We start from the raw sequence: 15,395 nt of genomic DNA on the forward strand, positions 1-15,395 counted from the left end.
TCCCCAGGCATCCTGCGCGACAAGCGCCCTCTCCCGCCCCGGGAGAGGGGGGGGCCCCGCCGCTTCGCGGCGGGGTGGGTGAGGGGTATCTCAAGAATCCTGAACCGCATGGTTCCTTGGATCACCCCTCACCCTTCCCATGCTCCGCATGGGCCCCTTCCCTCTCCCGGGGCGGGAGAGGGAGTCCGAGGGATCGCACTCCTCCTCGCCCTCCTCCTCGCCACTCCCGCCGCCGCCTTCACCCCGCAGGAGCCGGCCCTTCTCCGCGACGAGGTCGTCTACGGCCTGATCCCCCCCGTGCGCCAGCGCATGCCGGAGGAGCCGCTGATCGTCGATCTGGAGGCGAAGGGCCGCGACCTCGGCCGCTCCGGCGGCTGGATCCGCACCTTCATCACCCAGCGGCGCAACAGCCGCATCGCCGTGCTCTACGGCTATGCCCGGCTGGTCGGCTACAATGCCAAGCGGGAGATCGTGCCCGACATCCTGAAGGACGTGACGGTCCATGACGGCCGCGACTTCACCCTGACCCTGCGCGCCGGCCACCGCTGGTCCGACGGCGCCCCCTTCACCAGCGACGACATCCGCTATTGGTGGGAGGACATCGCCAACAACCCGATGCTGTCGCCGTCCGGCCCGCCGCGCTTCATGCTGGTGGACGGCAAGCCGCCGGAGGTCAGCTTCCCCGACGCGGTCACCGCCCGCTTCCGCTGGGAGGAGCCGAACCCCTATTTCCTTCCGGCGCTGGCCGCCGCCCGGCCGCCCTTCATCTACCGCCCGGCCCATTACCTGAAGCGCTTCCATGCCCGCTACACCAGCGAGGCCGACCTCGCCCCGCTGATCGCCAAATACAAGGTCCGCAACTGGGCGGCCCTGCACAACGCCCGCGACGACATGTTCCGGATGGAGAACCCGGACGAGCCGACGCTGCAGCCCTGGATGGCGATCTCCAAGGGCACCGGCACCCATCTGCTGTTCCAGCGCAACCCCTATTACCACCGCTTCGACGCGCGCGGCATGCAGCTGCCCTACACCGACGGGCTGGACGTGACGGTGATGGCCGGCGGCCTGATCCACGCCCAGGTCGCCACCGGCAAGGCCGACCTGCAGGCCGAAGGGCTGACCTTCTCCCAGGTCCCGGTTCTGGTGGCGGGGGAGCAGGCCGGCGACTACCGCACCCTGCTGTGGCCGGAGGGCAAGGCGGCGGAGATCGCGCTCTATCCCAACCTGAACTACAACGATCCGGTCTGGCGCGCCGTGCTGCGCGACGTCCGGTTCCGCCGCGCCCTGTCGATGGGCATCGACCGCCGCATCATCAACCGCTCGCTCTTCTTCGGGCTGGCGGAGGAAAGCGGCGTCGACGTGCTGCCGCGCAGCCCGCTCTACAAGCCGGAGCGCACCGGGGTGTGGACCGGCTACGACCCGCGCCAAGCGGCGGCCCTGCTGGACGAAATGGGGCTGAAGCGCCCGCGCGGCGCCGCCTACCGCCAGCTTCCCGACGGCCGGCCGCTGGAGGTGATCGTCGAGACCGCCGGCGAGAAGCCGGAGGTGGCCGACGCGCTGCAGATCATCGCCGAGACCTGGCGCGACATCGGCATCCGGCTGCTGGTGCGCACGGTGGACCGCGACGTCCTGCGCAACCGGGTCTATGCCGGCCAGACGATGATGGCGGTTTGGGGCGGCTGGGACAACGGCGTTCCGACCCCCGACAGCAGTCCGGAGGAGCTGGCGCCGATGACCCAGGAGAATTTCAGCTGGCCGAAATGGGGGCAGTATTACCAGACCTCCGGCAGCGCCGGCGAACCCATCGACATGCCGATCCCGCAGGAGCTGATGGAACTCGCACGGCGCTGGCGCCACACCACCGACGAGACGGAACGGCGCGCCCTGTGGTCGGCGCTGCTCGACATCCATGCCGACCAGCTCTACGCCATCGGCGTGGTGTCGAAGACGCCGCAGCCCATCGCCGTCTCCAACCGCCTGCGCAACGTCCCGGACAAGGGGCTGTGGCTGTGGGATCCCGGCGCCTATCTCGGCGTCTACCGCCCCGACGAGTTCTATTTCGCCGACGCCCGCCCGGCCGATCCGGAGCCGGCCGGCAGCCACCGCGGGGGGGAGTGACCGCCCATGCTGCGCTTCATCCTGCACCGGCTGCTGGTGATGGTGCCGACACTGCTCGTGGTGTCGATGCTGATCTTCATCGTCATCAACCTCCCCCCCGGCGACTACCTGTCCAACCAGATCGCCGAACTGCGCGCCACCGGCCAGGAGGCCGGTCTGGCGAAGGCGGAGTTCCTGCGCCACGAATATGCGCTCGACCGCCCGCTGGCGGAGCAGTATCTGGTCTGGATCGGCGTCTGGCCGGGGCCGAACGGCTTCCACGGCCTGCTGCAGGGCGATCTCGGCTGGTCGTTCGAGTTCAACAAGCCGGTCGTCGAGGTGGTGGGGGAGACGCTGTGGTTCACCGTCATCCTCAACCTCGCCGCCGTGCTGTTCGTCTATCTGGTGTCCTTCCCGCTGGGGGCGCTGGCGGCGATCCGCGCCAACAGCTGGGTCGATTACCTCGCCGCCGCCATCGGCTATATCGGGCTGGCGACGCCCAACTTCCTGCTGGCGCTGATCCTGCTCTATTACGGCCAGAAATGGCTGGGGCTTCCCATCGGCGGGCTGGTCGACGCCCGCTATGAGGATCAGGCGCTCAGCTGGGCCAAGATCGGCTCGGTGCTGGAACACCTGATCGTGCCGACCATCGTCATCGGCCTGTCCGGCACCGCCGCCATGGTGCGGCGCCTGCGCGCCAACCTGCTGGACGAGCTGGGCAAGCCCTATGTCGTCACCGCCAAGGCCAAGGGCGTGCCGCCGCTGCGCCGGCTGACCCGCTATCCGCTGCGCATGGCGCTGAACCCCTTCGTCTCCGACATCGGCTCGCTGCTGCCGTCGCTGGTGTCGGGATCGGTGCTGATCTCCGTCGTGCTCAGCCTGCCCACCATCGGCCCGGCCCTGCTGGAGGCCCTGCGGGCGCAGGACATCTTCCTGTCCGGCTTCATCCTGATGTTCATCTCGCTGCTGGTGCTGGTCGGCATGCTGGTCTCCGACATCGCGCTCGCCCTGCTCGATCCCCGCATCCGCCTGGGCAAGGCGAGGAAGGCCCAGTCATGAAAGACAAGGCCATGAAAGGCGGGGCCATGAAGGATGGGACCATGAAGGATGGGACCATGAAGGACGGGGCCACGGGCGGCGGCTGGGAGCATTACGTCGACAGCCGGCCCTATCCCGATCCGGAGTCGCCGGACGCCCCGGCCACCCGTTTCGATCCGGGTGCCTCCACCGGGCGGCTGATGCTGCGCCGCTTCCTGCGCCACCGGCTGGCGGTGCTGGGGGCGCTGTTCCTCGGCCTTTCCTATCTCAGCCTGCCCTTCGTCGACTTCCTGGTGCCCTACGGCGCCAACGAGCGCGACGTGGAACATCTCTACGCCCCGCCGCAGGGCATCCACCTGTTCCACGAGGGCACCTTCATCGGCCCCTTCGTCTACCCGACCGTCGGCCATCCCGACCTGAAGGACTATCGCTGGCGCTACGAGACCGACACCAGCCGGCCGATGCCGCTGGAGTTCCTCTGCCCCGGCGTTCCCTACCGCTTCCTCGGGCTGGTGGAGTTGCGGACGCGGCTGGTCTGCCCGCCGCCGGACGCCTCGCTGCATCTGCTCGGCACCGACCGGCTGGGCCGCGACATGCTCTCCCGCCTCGCCATCGGGGCGCAACTGTCGCTGACCGTCGGGCTGCTCGGCATCGCCGTGTCCTTCGCCATCGGCATCACTCTGGGCGGCATGGCCGGCTATTTCGGCGGCTGGATCGACGCCGGGGTGCAGCGCCTGTCGGAAATCCTGAAATCCCTGCCGGAGCTGCCGCTGTGGCTGGCTCTGTCCGCCGCGGTGCCGGCGCAATGGAGCCCGGTGACGGTGTTCCTCTGCATCTCCGTCATCCTCGGCCTGCTCGACTGGCCGTCGCTGGCCCGCGCCGTGCGCTCCCGTTTCCTGGCGCTCCGCGAGGAGGATTTCGTCATGGCGGCGGAGCTGATGGGCGCCAGCCCGGCCCGCATCATCCGCCGCCATCTGCTGCCCAACTTCGCCAGCCACCTGCTCGCCAGCGCCACCCTGTCGATCCCGGCGATGATCCTGGGCGAAACCGCACTGTCCTTCTTAGGGCTGGGCCTGCGTCCCCCGGCGACCAGTTGGGGGGTAATGCTGAACGACGCCCAGAACCTTATGGCGGTGGAAACCTATCCTTGGGTGTCATTGCCGATGCTGCCGGTGATCCTGGTAGTCTTGTCCTTCAACTTCTTCGGCGACGGCCTGCGCGACGCCCTGGATCCCTATCATGGCGACTGACCCCTCGAAACGGCCGGCTCCCCGAAGCGTGAGCTTGGCTATAACTCATATATCACAGCGCATAGCTGGGTTGCCGCCTCCTGGCCGGAAGGCGGGTTGATGCGCGGCCCGATCCATGTGAGGGGTTCTATCCAGGCTGGAGCGCTGCTGCCGGTCCCTGGACCAGTCGCGCAACCACCGGGACCGAGCCGGTCCTCAGACGAGCACAGTGAATTGTTCTGCAACGGCTTTTCGGTTCCGACGCAGTGCTGAAGCGGAGTGTCCGAGCATGCACCAGCCCCTGGCCCCCCTTCGCTCCATCCATCCCGACCGCACCCCGCCGCGCATCCTGCTCTACAGCCACGACACCTTCGGGCTGGGCCATCTGCGGCGGTCGCGGACGATTGCCCAAGCGCTGGTGTCGGCCTTTCCCGATGCCTCGGCACTGATCCTCACCGGCTCGCCGGTCGCCGGCCGCTTCGATTTTCCGGAGCGGGTCGACCATGTGCGCCTGCCCGGCGTGGTGAAGCTGCCGGACGGCGGCTACACCGCCCGCAACCTCGGCCTGCCGATCGAGGAGACCGCCGCCATCCGGGCGGAGATCATCCGCGCCACCGCCCGCGCCTTCCGCCCGACGCTGGCCATCGTCGACAAGGAGCCGACCGGCCTGCACGGCGAATTCCTGCCGGCGCTGGAGGAGATGCGGGCGACCGGCAACACCCGCGTGGTGCTGGGCCTGCGCGACGTGCTGGATGCGCCCGAAGCCCTGCAGCCGGAATGGGAGCGCAAGGAGGCGGTCGCCGCCATCGAGCGCTATTACGACCAGCTCTGGATCTACGGCCTGCCGGAGGTCTACCGCCCGCTCGACGGTCTCGACCTGCCGGCGGAGATCGCGGCGCGGGTGCGCTACACCGGCTATCTGAAGCGCGAGCCGACCGAGGGCGGCGGTGCCGTCCAGGCCGCGGACTTGCCCATGGCGGCGCCTTATGTGCTGGTGACGCCCGGCGGCGGCGGCGACGGCGCGGCCCTGGTCGACTGGACCATCGCCGCCTATGAAGCCGATCCGGACCTCACCCCCCGCGCCCTGATCGTCTACGGCCCCTTCCTGGAGGATGCCCGCCGCCAGGAGTTCGCCACCCGCATCCGCCGGCTGAAGGGCAGGGTGGAGACGATCAACTTCCATTCCCGCATGGAGGACCTCTATGCCGGGGCCATCGGCGTGGTGGCGATGGGCGGCTACAACACCTTCTGCGAGATCCTGTCCTTCGACAAGCCGTCGGTCCTGGCCCCGCGCACCCGCCCGCGCCTGGAACAGCGCATCCGTGCCGAGGCGGCGGAGTCCCTGGGCCTGCTGCGCACGCTGGACAGCGACCGCGACGGCACCGACCCGCTGGCGATGGCCGCCGCCATCCGCGCCCTGTCGAGCCAGCCGCCGCCCTCGGCCAGCCCGCTGCCCGGCCTGCTCGGCGGGCTGGACCGCATCGTCGGCCTGACCCGCGAGGTGCTGGAGGCGGACTCGGTGATCGCCCGTGCCACCCCCGTCACCCCGATCCGCCGGGCGGCGGAGCGGATGTCCCGCGCGATGGCGGGCAAGCGCGCATGACCATCCAGGCAAGGTGATCGCATTTGGCGGTTATGATCCCACACAAGGAACCACGTCATTCCCGCGAAGGCGGGAATCCAGCCGTTTCAGTTACTTCGCACGAAAGTTTCCTGGATCCCCGCCTTCGCGGGGATGACGAACGCCCTTTCATGGGAATCTTGACTCCATCTGCGGTTACCCTAACCACCCAGGGAACGGACGGCATGATGCCGTCCGGTGTGCATGGTGACTCGTAAAGCATTGAAAATCGCCGTGGTGGTGAAGGGCTACCCCCGCCTGTCGGAGACCTTCATCGCGCAGGAGCTTCTGGCCCTGCAGCAGCGCGGCATCGAACTGGCGATCTGGTCGCTGCGCCACCCCACCGACAGCCGCCGCCATGCCCTGCACGACCGCATCACCGCACCCGTCCATTACCTGCCGGAATATCTGCACGACGAGCCGGGCCGCGTCCTGCGCGCTCTCGGCCGCCTGATCCTCCGCCACCCGGCCGGTCTGCTCCGCACGGCGCTGGGCTGGCTGCGCGACCTCAGCCGCGACCGCACCGCCAACCGGGGCCGCCGCTTCGGCCAAGCCCTGGTTCTCGCGGCGGAGCTGCCGGCTGACGTGCCCTTCCTCTACACCCATTTCCTCCACACCCCGGCGTCGGTCGGGCGCTATGCCGCCGCGATCCGCGGCATCGGCTGGGGCTTTTCCGCCCATGCCAAGGACATCTGGACGACGCCGGAGTGGGAGAAGCGCGAGAAGCTGGCCGACGCCCGCTTCGGCGCCACCTGCACCGCCGTCGGCGCCGCCCATCTGCGCGGCCTCGCCGCCGACCCCGGCCGCATCGACCTCGTCTATCACGGCCTCGACCTCTCCCGCTTCCCCGCCCCGCCGGACCGGGCGGACGCCCCGGCCCGCGACGGCTCCACCCCTACCCTTGCGGTGGAGATCCTGTCGGTCGGCCGGCTGGTGGAGAAGAAGGGCTATGACCGGCTGCTCGACGCGCTGGCGACGCTGCCGGACGGGCTGCACTGGCGGCTGGTCCATATCGGCTCCGGCGATCTGAAGCAGTCCCTGCGCGCCCAGGCCGAGCGGCTCGGCCTGACCGACCGCATCGACTGGCGCGGCGCCCAGGATCAGGCGACGGTGATCGAGGCGCTGCGCCATGCCGACCTGTTCGTTCTGACCAGCGTCGTCGCCGGCGACGGCGACCGCGACGGCCTGCCCAACGTGCTGATGGAGGCGGCGAGCCAGCGCCTCGCCATCCTCTCCACCGCCGTCTCCGCCATCCCCGAATTCATCGCCGACGGCACCCACGGCCTGCTGACCGACGGCACCCCGCCCGCCATCGCCGCCGCGCTGGAACGGCTCGCCACCGACCCGGCGCTCCGCCTGCGGTTGGGGGAGGCCGCCCATGACCGCCTGCGCGCCGAGTTCGGCATGACCGCCGGCATCGACCGCCTCGTCCGCCGCCTGGAGGAGGCCGCGGCGTGACCGCCTCCCGCATCGCCTTCTATGCCCCGCTGAAACCGGTCGACCACCCCATCCCCTCCGGCGACCGCCAGATGGCGCGGCTGGTCCTGCGCGCTCTGGAGACCACCGGGCCGGTGGAGGTGGCGAGCGGCCTGCGCGTCTATGACGGCGCCGGCGACCCCGCCGCGCAGGCCCGCCTGTCCGCCGCCGCCGCCGCCGAGTGCGACCGCCTGCTGTCGCTCTACACCGCCGAGCCGGCGCGGCGCCCGGCGCTGTGGCTCAGCTACCATGTCTATTACAAGGCCCCCGACCTGATCGGCCCGGCCGTCGCCCGCGCCCTCGGCATCCCCTATGTTGTGGTGGAGGCGACCCGCGCCCGCAAGCGCCTGACCGGCCCCTGGTCCGCCTTCGCCGCCGCCGCCGAGTCCGCCATCGAGCAGGCCGCCCTCGTCCTCTGCGTCAGCGCCCGCGACCGTCATGCGGTGGAGGCCTATGGCCCACCGGACCAGCAGGTGGCGATGCTGCCGCCTTTCCTCAACCTGCCGCCCGCTATCGACCGCAGCGAAACCGCTTCTCCGCCCCGGCTTTTGACCGTCGCCATGATGCGCCCTGGCGACAAGCTGGCCTCCTACCGTCTGCTCGCCGACTCCCTGTCCCGTCTCGCTGCCCAGCCCTGGACGCTCGACATCGTCGGCGACGGCTCGGCGGCGGCGGAGGTCTCGGCCCTCTTCGCCCCCTTCGGCCAGCGCGTGCGTCTCCTCGGCGCCCGCCCGCCCGCCGACCTCGCCGCCCATTACCGCGCCGCCGACCTGCTGGTCTGGCCCGGCCTGAACGAGGCCTTCGGCATGGTCTATCTGGAGGCCCAGGCCCACGGTGTGCCTGTGCTCGCCATCGACAATGCCGGCACCGGCACCGTCATCCGCGACGGCATCGGCGGCCGCCTGACCGGCCCGACCGCGCAGGACTTCGCCGCCGCCCTGTCCTCCCTGCTGGCCGATCCGCCGTCTCTGCACGCGCTCGGCCACCGCGCCCGCGCCCATGTCGAGGCCCACCACGCCCTGCCGGCGGCGGCGGAGCGTCTGCGCGGCCTGCTGACCGGACTGATGTCATGATCCGCCTCGCATTCCTGCGCCACGGCATCACCGCCTGGAACCGCGAGGGCCGCATCCAGGGCCGCACCGACATCCCGCTCGACCCGCAGGGCCGCGACCGCCTCGCCCGCCTGACCCTGCCGGCGGAGTGGCGCGACGCCACCCTGCACGCCAGCCCCCTCTCACGCGCCATCGAGACCGCCCGCCTCCTCGGCAACGACCGCCCCGTCCACACCGACCTCCGCCTGATCGAGATGGATTGGGGCGCCTGGGAGGGCCGGCACGGCCACGACCTCCGCGCCGACCCCGCCAGCGGCTACCGCGACCTCGAACACTGGGGCTGGGACTTCCGCCCCCCGGGCGGCGAAAGCCCCGCCGACGTGCGGGATCGGTTGATTGGATGGCTAGACTCCCTCTCCCGCCCCGGGAGAGGGAAGGGGCCCATGCAAAGCATGGGAAGGGTGAGGGGTGATCCAAGGAACCATGCGCTTCCTGATCCTAGCCCCACCCCTCACCCTCCCCACGCCTGCGGCGCGGGTCCCCTCCCTCTCCCGGGGCGGGAGAGGGCGATTGTCCCCGCGGAAACGCATTCCCCCCACCTCGTCGTCACCCACATCGGCGTCATCCGCGTCGCCCTGGCGCTCGCCTGGGGCTGGGACTTCCGCGGCCCGCCGCCGGTTCCGGTCAAGCGCGACCGCCTCTACGCCATGGCGCTCGCCGCCGACGGCACGCTCCACCCTGCCGGCCCACGGGAGGGGCAACGCCTGTCATGAAGCTCATGATCGCCGTCACCCACCTACTCGGCACCGGCCATCTCAGCCGCGCCCTCGCCCTGGCCGAAGCCTTCGCCGCCCGCGGCTGGAGCGTCGATGTGGTCAGCGGCGGCCGTCCCGCCCCCCATCTCGGCAGCAGCGGCGCCACCCTGCACCAGCTGCCGCCGCTGGCGAGCGACGGTGCCGACTTCGCCACCCTGCTGGCCGCTGATGGCCGCCCCGCCGATGCCGCCCTCTTCGCCGTCCGCCAGGCGATGCTGACCGGCCTGCTCGACAGCCTCCGCCCCGACGTTCTCATCACCGAACTCTTCCCCTTCGGCCGCCGCGCTCTCGCCGCCGAGTTCGACGCCCTGCTGGAGCGTGCCCGCGCCCTGCCGCACCCGCCGCTGACCCTGGCATCGATCCGCGACATCCTGGCCCCGCCCTCCAAACCGAAGCGCGTCGCCGAGACCGAAGACCGCCTTCTCCGCTTCTACGACGGCGTTCTGGTCCATTCCGACCCCACCCTGATCCCGCTGGAGGACAGCTGGCCGCTGACCCCGGCGATGCGCCCGCTGCTGCGCTACACCGGCTTCGTCGTCCCGCCGCCGCCCGTCCCCGACGACGGCACCGACGGCAATGCTGAGATCCTGGTCACCGCCGGCGGCGGCCCGGTCGGCCGCCCGGTCTTCGAGGCCGCGGCCCGCTGTGCGGCATCCTGGGCCCTGCCGCAGCGCTGGCGCCTGCTGGTGGCGAAGGGCGACGCGGCGCTGGCCGACCGGCTGCGCGCCATGGCCCCGGCCGACCGCCTGCTGGTGGAGCCGGTGCGCCCCGACTTCCGCGCCCTGCTGGGCCGGGCATCCGCCGCCGTCGGCCGCTGCGGCTACAACACCGCGCTGGACTGCCTGACCGCCGGCGTCCCCAGCGTCTTCTGCCCCTTCGAGGACGGCAAGGAGGTCGAACAGACCATCCGCGCCGCCATCCTGGCCCGCCAGCCCGGCATCGCCACCCTGCGCGAGGCCGACCTCACGCCCGACAGCCTCGCCCGCGCGTTGACCTCCGTGCTGGGCGCCCGCATCCCACCGCTCAGCCCCGCCTCGCTGGCCGGTGCGGCGCGCAGCGTGGAGATCGTCGAAACCCTGCTGGCGGAGAAGACGTCATGACCAACTGGACCGCGGTGGAAGACGAACTGGCGCGCTGGACCGATCTCGGCCGCCGCTGTTCCCTCTGGCTGCGCGACGACGACGCAATCGCCGCCAGCCCGCAACTCGACCGGCTGCTGCATCGCTGCGCCCAGGCCGGCATCCCGCTCGGCCTCGCCGTCATCCCCGCCGACGCCGAGCCCTCGCTGGCGCAAGCGCTTGCCGGCCAGCCCCACGCGACCCCGCTGGTCCATGGCTGGTCCCACACCGACCACGCCGCCCCCGGCGCCAAGAAGTGCGAGTTCGGCCCGGAACGCCCCGCCGAAATCCGCCATGCCGAGGCCGAACGCGGCCTGTCGGTCCTGCGCGCCCTGTTCGGCGACCGCCTGCTGCCGCTGTTCGTCCCGCCCTGGAACCGCATGGCCGCCGACATGCCGTCCCGCCTGTCCGCCGCCGGCTACCGCGCCGTCTCCGCCTTCGGCCCGGCGCCCGCCAGCCGGGCAGAGGGTGGAGACGGCATAACCTGGATCAACACCCACCTCGACCTGATCGATTGGCACGGCACCCGCTCTGCCGTCCCGTTGGATGGGTTGCTGGACCTCCTCTGCCGCGAACTGCGCGATCGCCGCGAGGGCCGCCAAGAGGGCAGGGGCAACCCCGCCGAGCCCATCGGCCTGCTGACCCACCATCTGGTGCATGACGCGGCGATCTGGGACCTGCTGGACCGCCTGCTCGACCGTCTGGCCGGGCATCCGGCGGTGGAGTGGCCGGCGGTCGAGAGCCTTGGGTGGCCGCCCCCTATCGGAGGGTTTTCGATGGTTGCGGCCCCCTTTGGAAACGCCCCGGAGGGCTAGGCCTTTCCCTCCTGTCAGCCTGTCTACAGACGGGAGGCAGGCGGGGATCACTGTCCCTGCTTGACTGGAACGCCCGCCGCCGCACGGCTTCCCTGATCGTGCCAAGGAAGCGGGCCGGGATCGGGGTACCCCTCCAGATAGGTGATGTCGGCATAGGTCTGATCATGGATCTGCCGGATGACGTCGGTGAACGTCTTCTCGGTCCACTCCTCCGGCGTGCCGACCGCCGCGTAGGCCATCTGACGGCTGATCTCCGCAAGGCCGCCTTCGACCTTGGTGAAGGTTGCATACATGTCGAGGTGATAGCCACCCTTATACGGATAAAGGCACGCCCACAGGTTCAGGGAGTTAGAATTCGACACCTTGCGGATGGCGTTTCCGGTCCAGACGGCCCCGTCGCAATCGGCCATCTTCATCCCGAGCCCCCCGCCGGCAGCCGCAAGCATGCCGAGCCTGGAACCCGCCAGCGGATTGACCACCTTGAACCGGCCGGGCTTCTCCGGGGGTTCCGCCGAGGCAGGGATAGGCATGGCTGTATTGATCGTTCCTGTATTCTGCCCAAGGCCGTCGGTCGCGGCTTTGGCGATCACCTGCCTGCCCGCATTGGTCTTCAGGTCGAAAATTCTGTAATACTCAACCTGTTGCTGCTTGGTAGCCAATGCGTTGTTCGTCCCGCCGCACCCAGACAGGCCCAACGCCCCCAGCACGACCGTCGCCAGCGCAACCTTCAACCGCCTCATTACTGGTCCTCACATGTGTGGATGTGCAATCCGCTTCCTTGAGTAGGCTTAAAGCCCAGGGCTTTCCCCCGCCGGTCAGATTACCCCCAAAGATGGCACCTGACACAAGTGAAGATACGCATGATGCGTTCTACCACAGTGAAAAATGGCTCCCTGCTCTCCTTTCACCGCAAAGATGGCCGTTCTGGATCAGACAGATCGAGCGCAACGACATACTCGAACACTCATAACAACCGCATAACTTCCGTGCCGAACGCCGTTTCCCCGAAAGTTCTTCCCAAAAACGGAAAAAGCCGGCCCGCGTCAGTGACGACGCGGACCGGCTTGGTAGTGCGTTAGAAAACCTGTCCCTTACGCCGCGTGGTCGGTGATGTAGCCCGTGGCGGTGCCGAGGTTGGCGGTGCCGTGGGTCAGGTGCAGCAGGAAGTTCTCCGTGCCCTCGGTGGCGTTGTCGCCGTTGATGTGGACGGAGACCGTCTTGCTGGTCTCGCCCGGCTGGAAGGTCAGGCTGCCGTGGGCGGCGGTGTAGTCGCTGCCGGCCTTGGCGGTGCCGTCCTCGGTCGAGTAGTCGATGGTGGTGGCGGTGGTGACCGCCTTGGCCAGCTGAACGGTGAAGACCGCCTCGTCGCTGCCCGGCACCGAACCGGAGTGGCCGGAGCTGGACGCCAGACCCGCCTTGATGATGTTCATCTTGGTCGGGTCGATGGTCTTGTAGTCCTTCTCCAGCAGGCCGCCGACGTCGCCCGATTCCGGGGTCCAGGCCCAGTAGGTCCAGTTCATGCCCTGCTGGCCGGCCGGCAGGTCGCTCTTGCCGTCCAGGTTCCAGTCGCCGTTCATGTACTTGACGAAGGCGTTGGCCCAGGTCTGCTCGGCCGCGCTGTTCATCTGGCCGCCGAACTCGCCGATCAGGACCGGGGCGATGTTGTTCTTATAGATGAAGCCCCACATGCCGTCATACTGGGCCGGCAGGTTGTTCGGATAGGCCGGGTCGTTCAGCCAGCTGAAGTTGCCGACGCTCTGGCCATAAGCGTGCGGCGAATAGACCAGCTTGTTCGGCACGTCGAACTCGATGGGATGGTTCTTCACGCCGGCCAGCGTGCTGCTCCACTCCGTGCCCTCGACCAGCAGCAGCCAATCCTTGTTGACGGTCTGGATCGAGTTGCCGATGCGCTCGGCCGCCGCGGCCCAGTCGGTGGCCTGGTTGCCGTCGCCCCAGGTGGCGGTGACGCTGGGCTCGTTGTGCAGGTCGGCGCCGATCACCGCGTCGTTGCCGGCATAATGCTTGGCCAGCATCTTCCAGTTCTCGATCACCTTCGATTCCGGGTTGTTGGCGGTGTACCACAGCCCATGCTCGTTGGTGCCGGCGCCGCCGTCGTTGCGGTGGTGGTCGAGGATCACCTTCATGCCGACCTTGCCGGCGTAATCGATGACCTTGTCATAGACCTGCAGGCGGGACAGCCCCTTCAGGTCCGGGTTCTTCGAGTAGTCGATGCCGTTGGTCACGGCCTCGCTGTCGAACATGTCGTCGGCCCAGGTCAGGCGGATGACGTTGAAGCCCAGGCCCTTCATGCTGTCGATGTGGCCCTGGTAGCTGTCGGCCCACAGGCCGGCGGGCACATAGTTGTAGCCCTCGCCGCCGAACCAGTTCACGCCGGTCAGGCGGACGTTGTTGCCGCTTTCATCGACGATCTGGTTGCCGTTGGTGTGCAGGAAGCCGTTGATCGAGCCGCTGCTCTGCACCATGCCCGGATCGGACGTCGTGACGTTGCCGACCTTCAGCGACAGCGAGGCATCGCCCGTCGAACCGCCCGTGGAGCCGCCCGTGGAGCCGCCGGTGGAGCCGCCAGTCGACCCACCCGTGGACCCACCCGTGCTGCTGCCACCCTTGCCCGCATCGGCGGAGCCGCCGGTCGAGCCGCCCGTGCTGCTGCCGGTGGCCGCGAAATGGCTGGCGTCCAGCTTGGCGGTCAGCGTGGCGTCCCAATAGAGGTCGCTGGTGGCGCCCAGCTCGGCGCCGTCCGCCGTGCGGTGGACCGAAATGGCGGCATCGGTGGCCGCCACGGTCTTGCCGTCGACGCCGACGCTGTGGACATACAGGTTGCGGTCGCTGCCGCCGATGACGGCGTCGTTGTCGTACTTCACCTCGACCGCATGGCCGGTGCCCTGCGCCAGATCGGCGGTGAACGTGTAGTCCTTGGCGTCCGGGCTGGTGGCCGTGCCCTCGCCGATCGCCTTGCCGTCGACCAGCACGGTGAAGTGCGCGCCTTCGCCGCCCGCCGCATCGCCGGCGGCGTTCACGGTGATGACGTTCTGCGCGGTGCCGGCGGCCGGGGCCGTGGTGGGGGCGGCCGGAGCGGCAGCCACCGGGGCGGCGTAATGGCCGGCGGGGGTCTTGAAGGTCAGCGCGCCGTCCCACCACATGGCTTCCTGGCCGGCCTGGGTCGGCGCCGGGGCGGCATCGTCATGGCGCTCATAGATGGCGTCGGTCGGCTTCAGCGTGTGGCCGTTCACCTCGATCGACTGAACATAGAGGTCGCGATTGGCGGCGTTCACGGTGTCGTTGTCGTAGACGACCTGGACCGTATGCGCGGTGTTCGCCGCAAGGTCGGCGGTGAAGCTGTATGCCTTCGACGAGGCGGCGGCTGCATTGGCCGACCCGACCTCCTGACCATCCACCAGCAGCTTGAAATGCGGCGCGACGCCATCCTGGGACTGGCCGTAGGCGTTGACGACGATCTTGCTCGGCGCGGTGGTCGTGCTCATGACTTCAATCCTATGTCCGTTGTGTTGAAGCCATGCTGGGGCTTGAATGGTTAACGAAACCTTTCCAAGTCCGGTTAACTTTTCTCGAAGCTTGTGGCAAATTTGGCTCAGCCGATCACAGGGTCGTTCAAGGGGGCGGAGTCAGATCGGCAAACTATATCCCATCTTGGTCACAGGTTCTGCGATCCGCTACACAGTCTTCTTTTCATCACATCAGTATCCACTTTGCTTCCACTCACTTTCTCAAGATGATCTCAAAAGACATAGACCAATACCAATCCCACCAAACTCGCTTATGCGCATCATTCTTCCAAAATATGCCCGAGATTTCACCAGATGATTGCCGATTATATTTATCCATTCGGACACTGGATTGGCAAACATCCGGCACGCCGGGCTACAGCGGCAGAGGTAATTCCAATTCGAAAACGACCTTTCGCGTCGACAAAAAAGTTAACAATCGTGGGCGCGCAACGTCGCTTGACCGCTTCGTTAAGGGATTGCGTTAAAGATTATATTCCTTTCACGCCTAAATCGTTCGACTGGCGATGGTCACGTTCCCCTCCACCCGCCCATCCCCAACCCCGCCGCCGCCGACCTTCCGCTGCGAGACGCGCAGCCCCGCCGCTCC

At 68.8% G+C, this 15,395-nt stretch carries 11 protein-coding genes; 9 read left to right on the forward strand and 2 right to left on the reverse strand.

Annotation, left to right across the window (positions count from 1 at the left end; all coding sequences use genetic code 11):
* Positions 1–297 precede the first annotated feature (297 nt).
* The 9 genes from TSH20_RS18915 to TSH20_RS18960 all read left to right on the forward strand — a co-directional run bounded on the left by TSH20_RS18915 (position 298) and on the right by TSH20_RS18960 (position 11,261).
* Positions 298–2,118, forward strand: coding sequence for an ABC transporter substrate-binding protein (locus TSH20_RS18915; protein WP_247871478.1), 1,821 nt, complete (start codon positions 298–300; stop codon positions 2,116–2,118).
* A 6-nt stretch (positions 2,119–2,124) separates the two neighbouring features.
* Complete coding sequence (locus tag TSH20_RS18920) at positions 2,125–3,156, forward strand: ABC transporter permease (protein WP_109076164.1); 1,032 nt, start codon at positions 2,125–2,127, stop codon at positions 3,154–3,156.
* 41 nt (positions 3,157–3,197) lie between these two features.
* Positions 3,198–4,385 carry an ABC transporter permease gene (locus TSH20_RS18925; RefSeq protein ID WP_247871477.1) on the forward strand — a complete coding sequence of 396 codons (1,188 nt, stop codon included), beginning with the start codon at positions 3,198–3,200 and terminating at the stop codon, positions 4,383–4,385.
* A gap of 268 nt (positions 4,386–4,653) precedes the next feature.
* The gene (locus TSH20_RS18930; RefSeq protein WP_109076166.1) at positions 4,654–5,967 is read left to right on the forward strand and encodes a hypothetical protein; all 1,314 of its coding nucleotides are present in this window, start codon (positions 4,654–4,656) and stop codon (positions 5,965–5,967) included.
* Between the two features lie 222 nt (positions 5,968–6,189).
* The gene (locus TSH20_RS18940) at positions 6,190–7,443 is read left to right on the forward strand and encodes a glycosyltransferase family 4 protein (RefSeq protein ID WP_109076168.1); all 1,254 of its coding nucleotides are present in this window, start codon (positions 6,190–6,192) and stop codon (positions 7,441–7,443) included.
* Positions 7,440–8,534 (forward strand): glycosyltransferase family 4 protein, encoded by a 1,095-nt coding sequence (locus TSH20_RS18945; RefSeq protein ID WP_109076169.1) that lies wholly within the window; start codon positions 7,440–7,442, stop codon positions 8,532–8,534. The genes TSH20_RS18940 and TSH20_RS18945 overlap by 4 nt, the downstream gene beginning before the upstream one ends.
* Positions 8,531–9,286 (forward strand): histidine phosphatase family protein, encoded by a 756-nt coding sequence (locus tag TSH20_RS18950; protein ID WP_109076170.1) that lies wholly within the window; start codon positions 8,531–8,533, stop codon positions 9,284–9,286. The genes TSH20_RS18945 and TSH20_RS18950 overlap by 4 nt, the downstream gene beginning before the upstream one ends.
* Positions 9,283–10,428, forward strand: a complete 1,146-nt coding sequence (locus TSH20_RS18955) for a glycosyltransferase (protein WP_109076171.1) — start codon at positions 9,283–9,285, stop codon at positions 10,426–10,428. The genes TSH20_RS18950 and TSH20_RS18955 overlap by 4 nt, the downstream gene beginning before the upstream one ends.
* Positions 10,425–11,261: a polysaccharide deacetylase family protein gene (locus TSH20_RS18960; RefSeq protein ID WP_247871476.1), complete on the forward strand. Its 837-nt coding sequence runs from the start codon at positions 10,425–10,427 to the stop codon at positions 11,259–11,261. Before TSH20_RS18955 ends, TSH20_RS18960 begins: the two co-directional genes overlap by 4 nt.
* Before the next feature lie 47 nt (positions 11,262–11,308).
* On the opposite strand, the gene TSH20_RS18965 is transcribed toward TSH20_RS18960, so the two are convergent.
* Together TSH20_RS18965 and TSH20_RS18970 are read right to left on the reverse strand one after the other, a co-directional pair.
* Positions 11,309–11,992, reverse strand: a complete 684-nt coding sequence (locus tag TSH20_RS18965) for a hypothetical protein (protein WP_199232050.1) — start codon at positions 11,990–11,992, stop codon at positions 11,309–11,311.
* A 360-nt stretch (positions 11,993–12,352) separates the two neighbouring features.
* Positions 12,353–14,764 (reverse strand): carbohydrate-binding domain-containing protein, encoded by a 2,412-nt coding sequence (locus TSH20_RS18970; RefSeq protein ID WP_109076172.1) that lies wholly within the window; start codon positions 14,762–14,764, stop codon positions 12,353–12,355.
* Between the last annotated feature and the right edge of the window lie 631 nt (positions 14,765–15,395).

Source organism: Azospirillum sp. TSH20 (genome assembly GCF_003115935.1).
Lineage (GTDB): Bacteria > Pseudomonadota > Alphaproteobacteria > Azospirillales > Azospirillaceae > Azospirillum.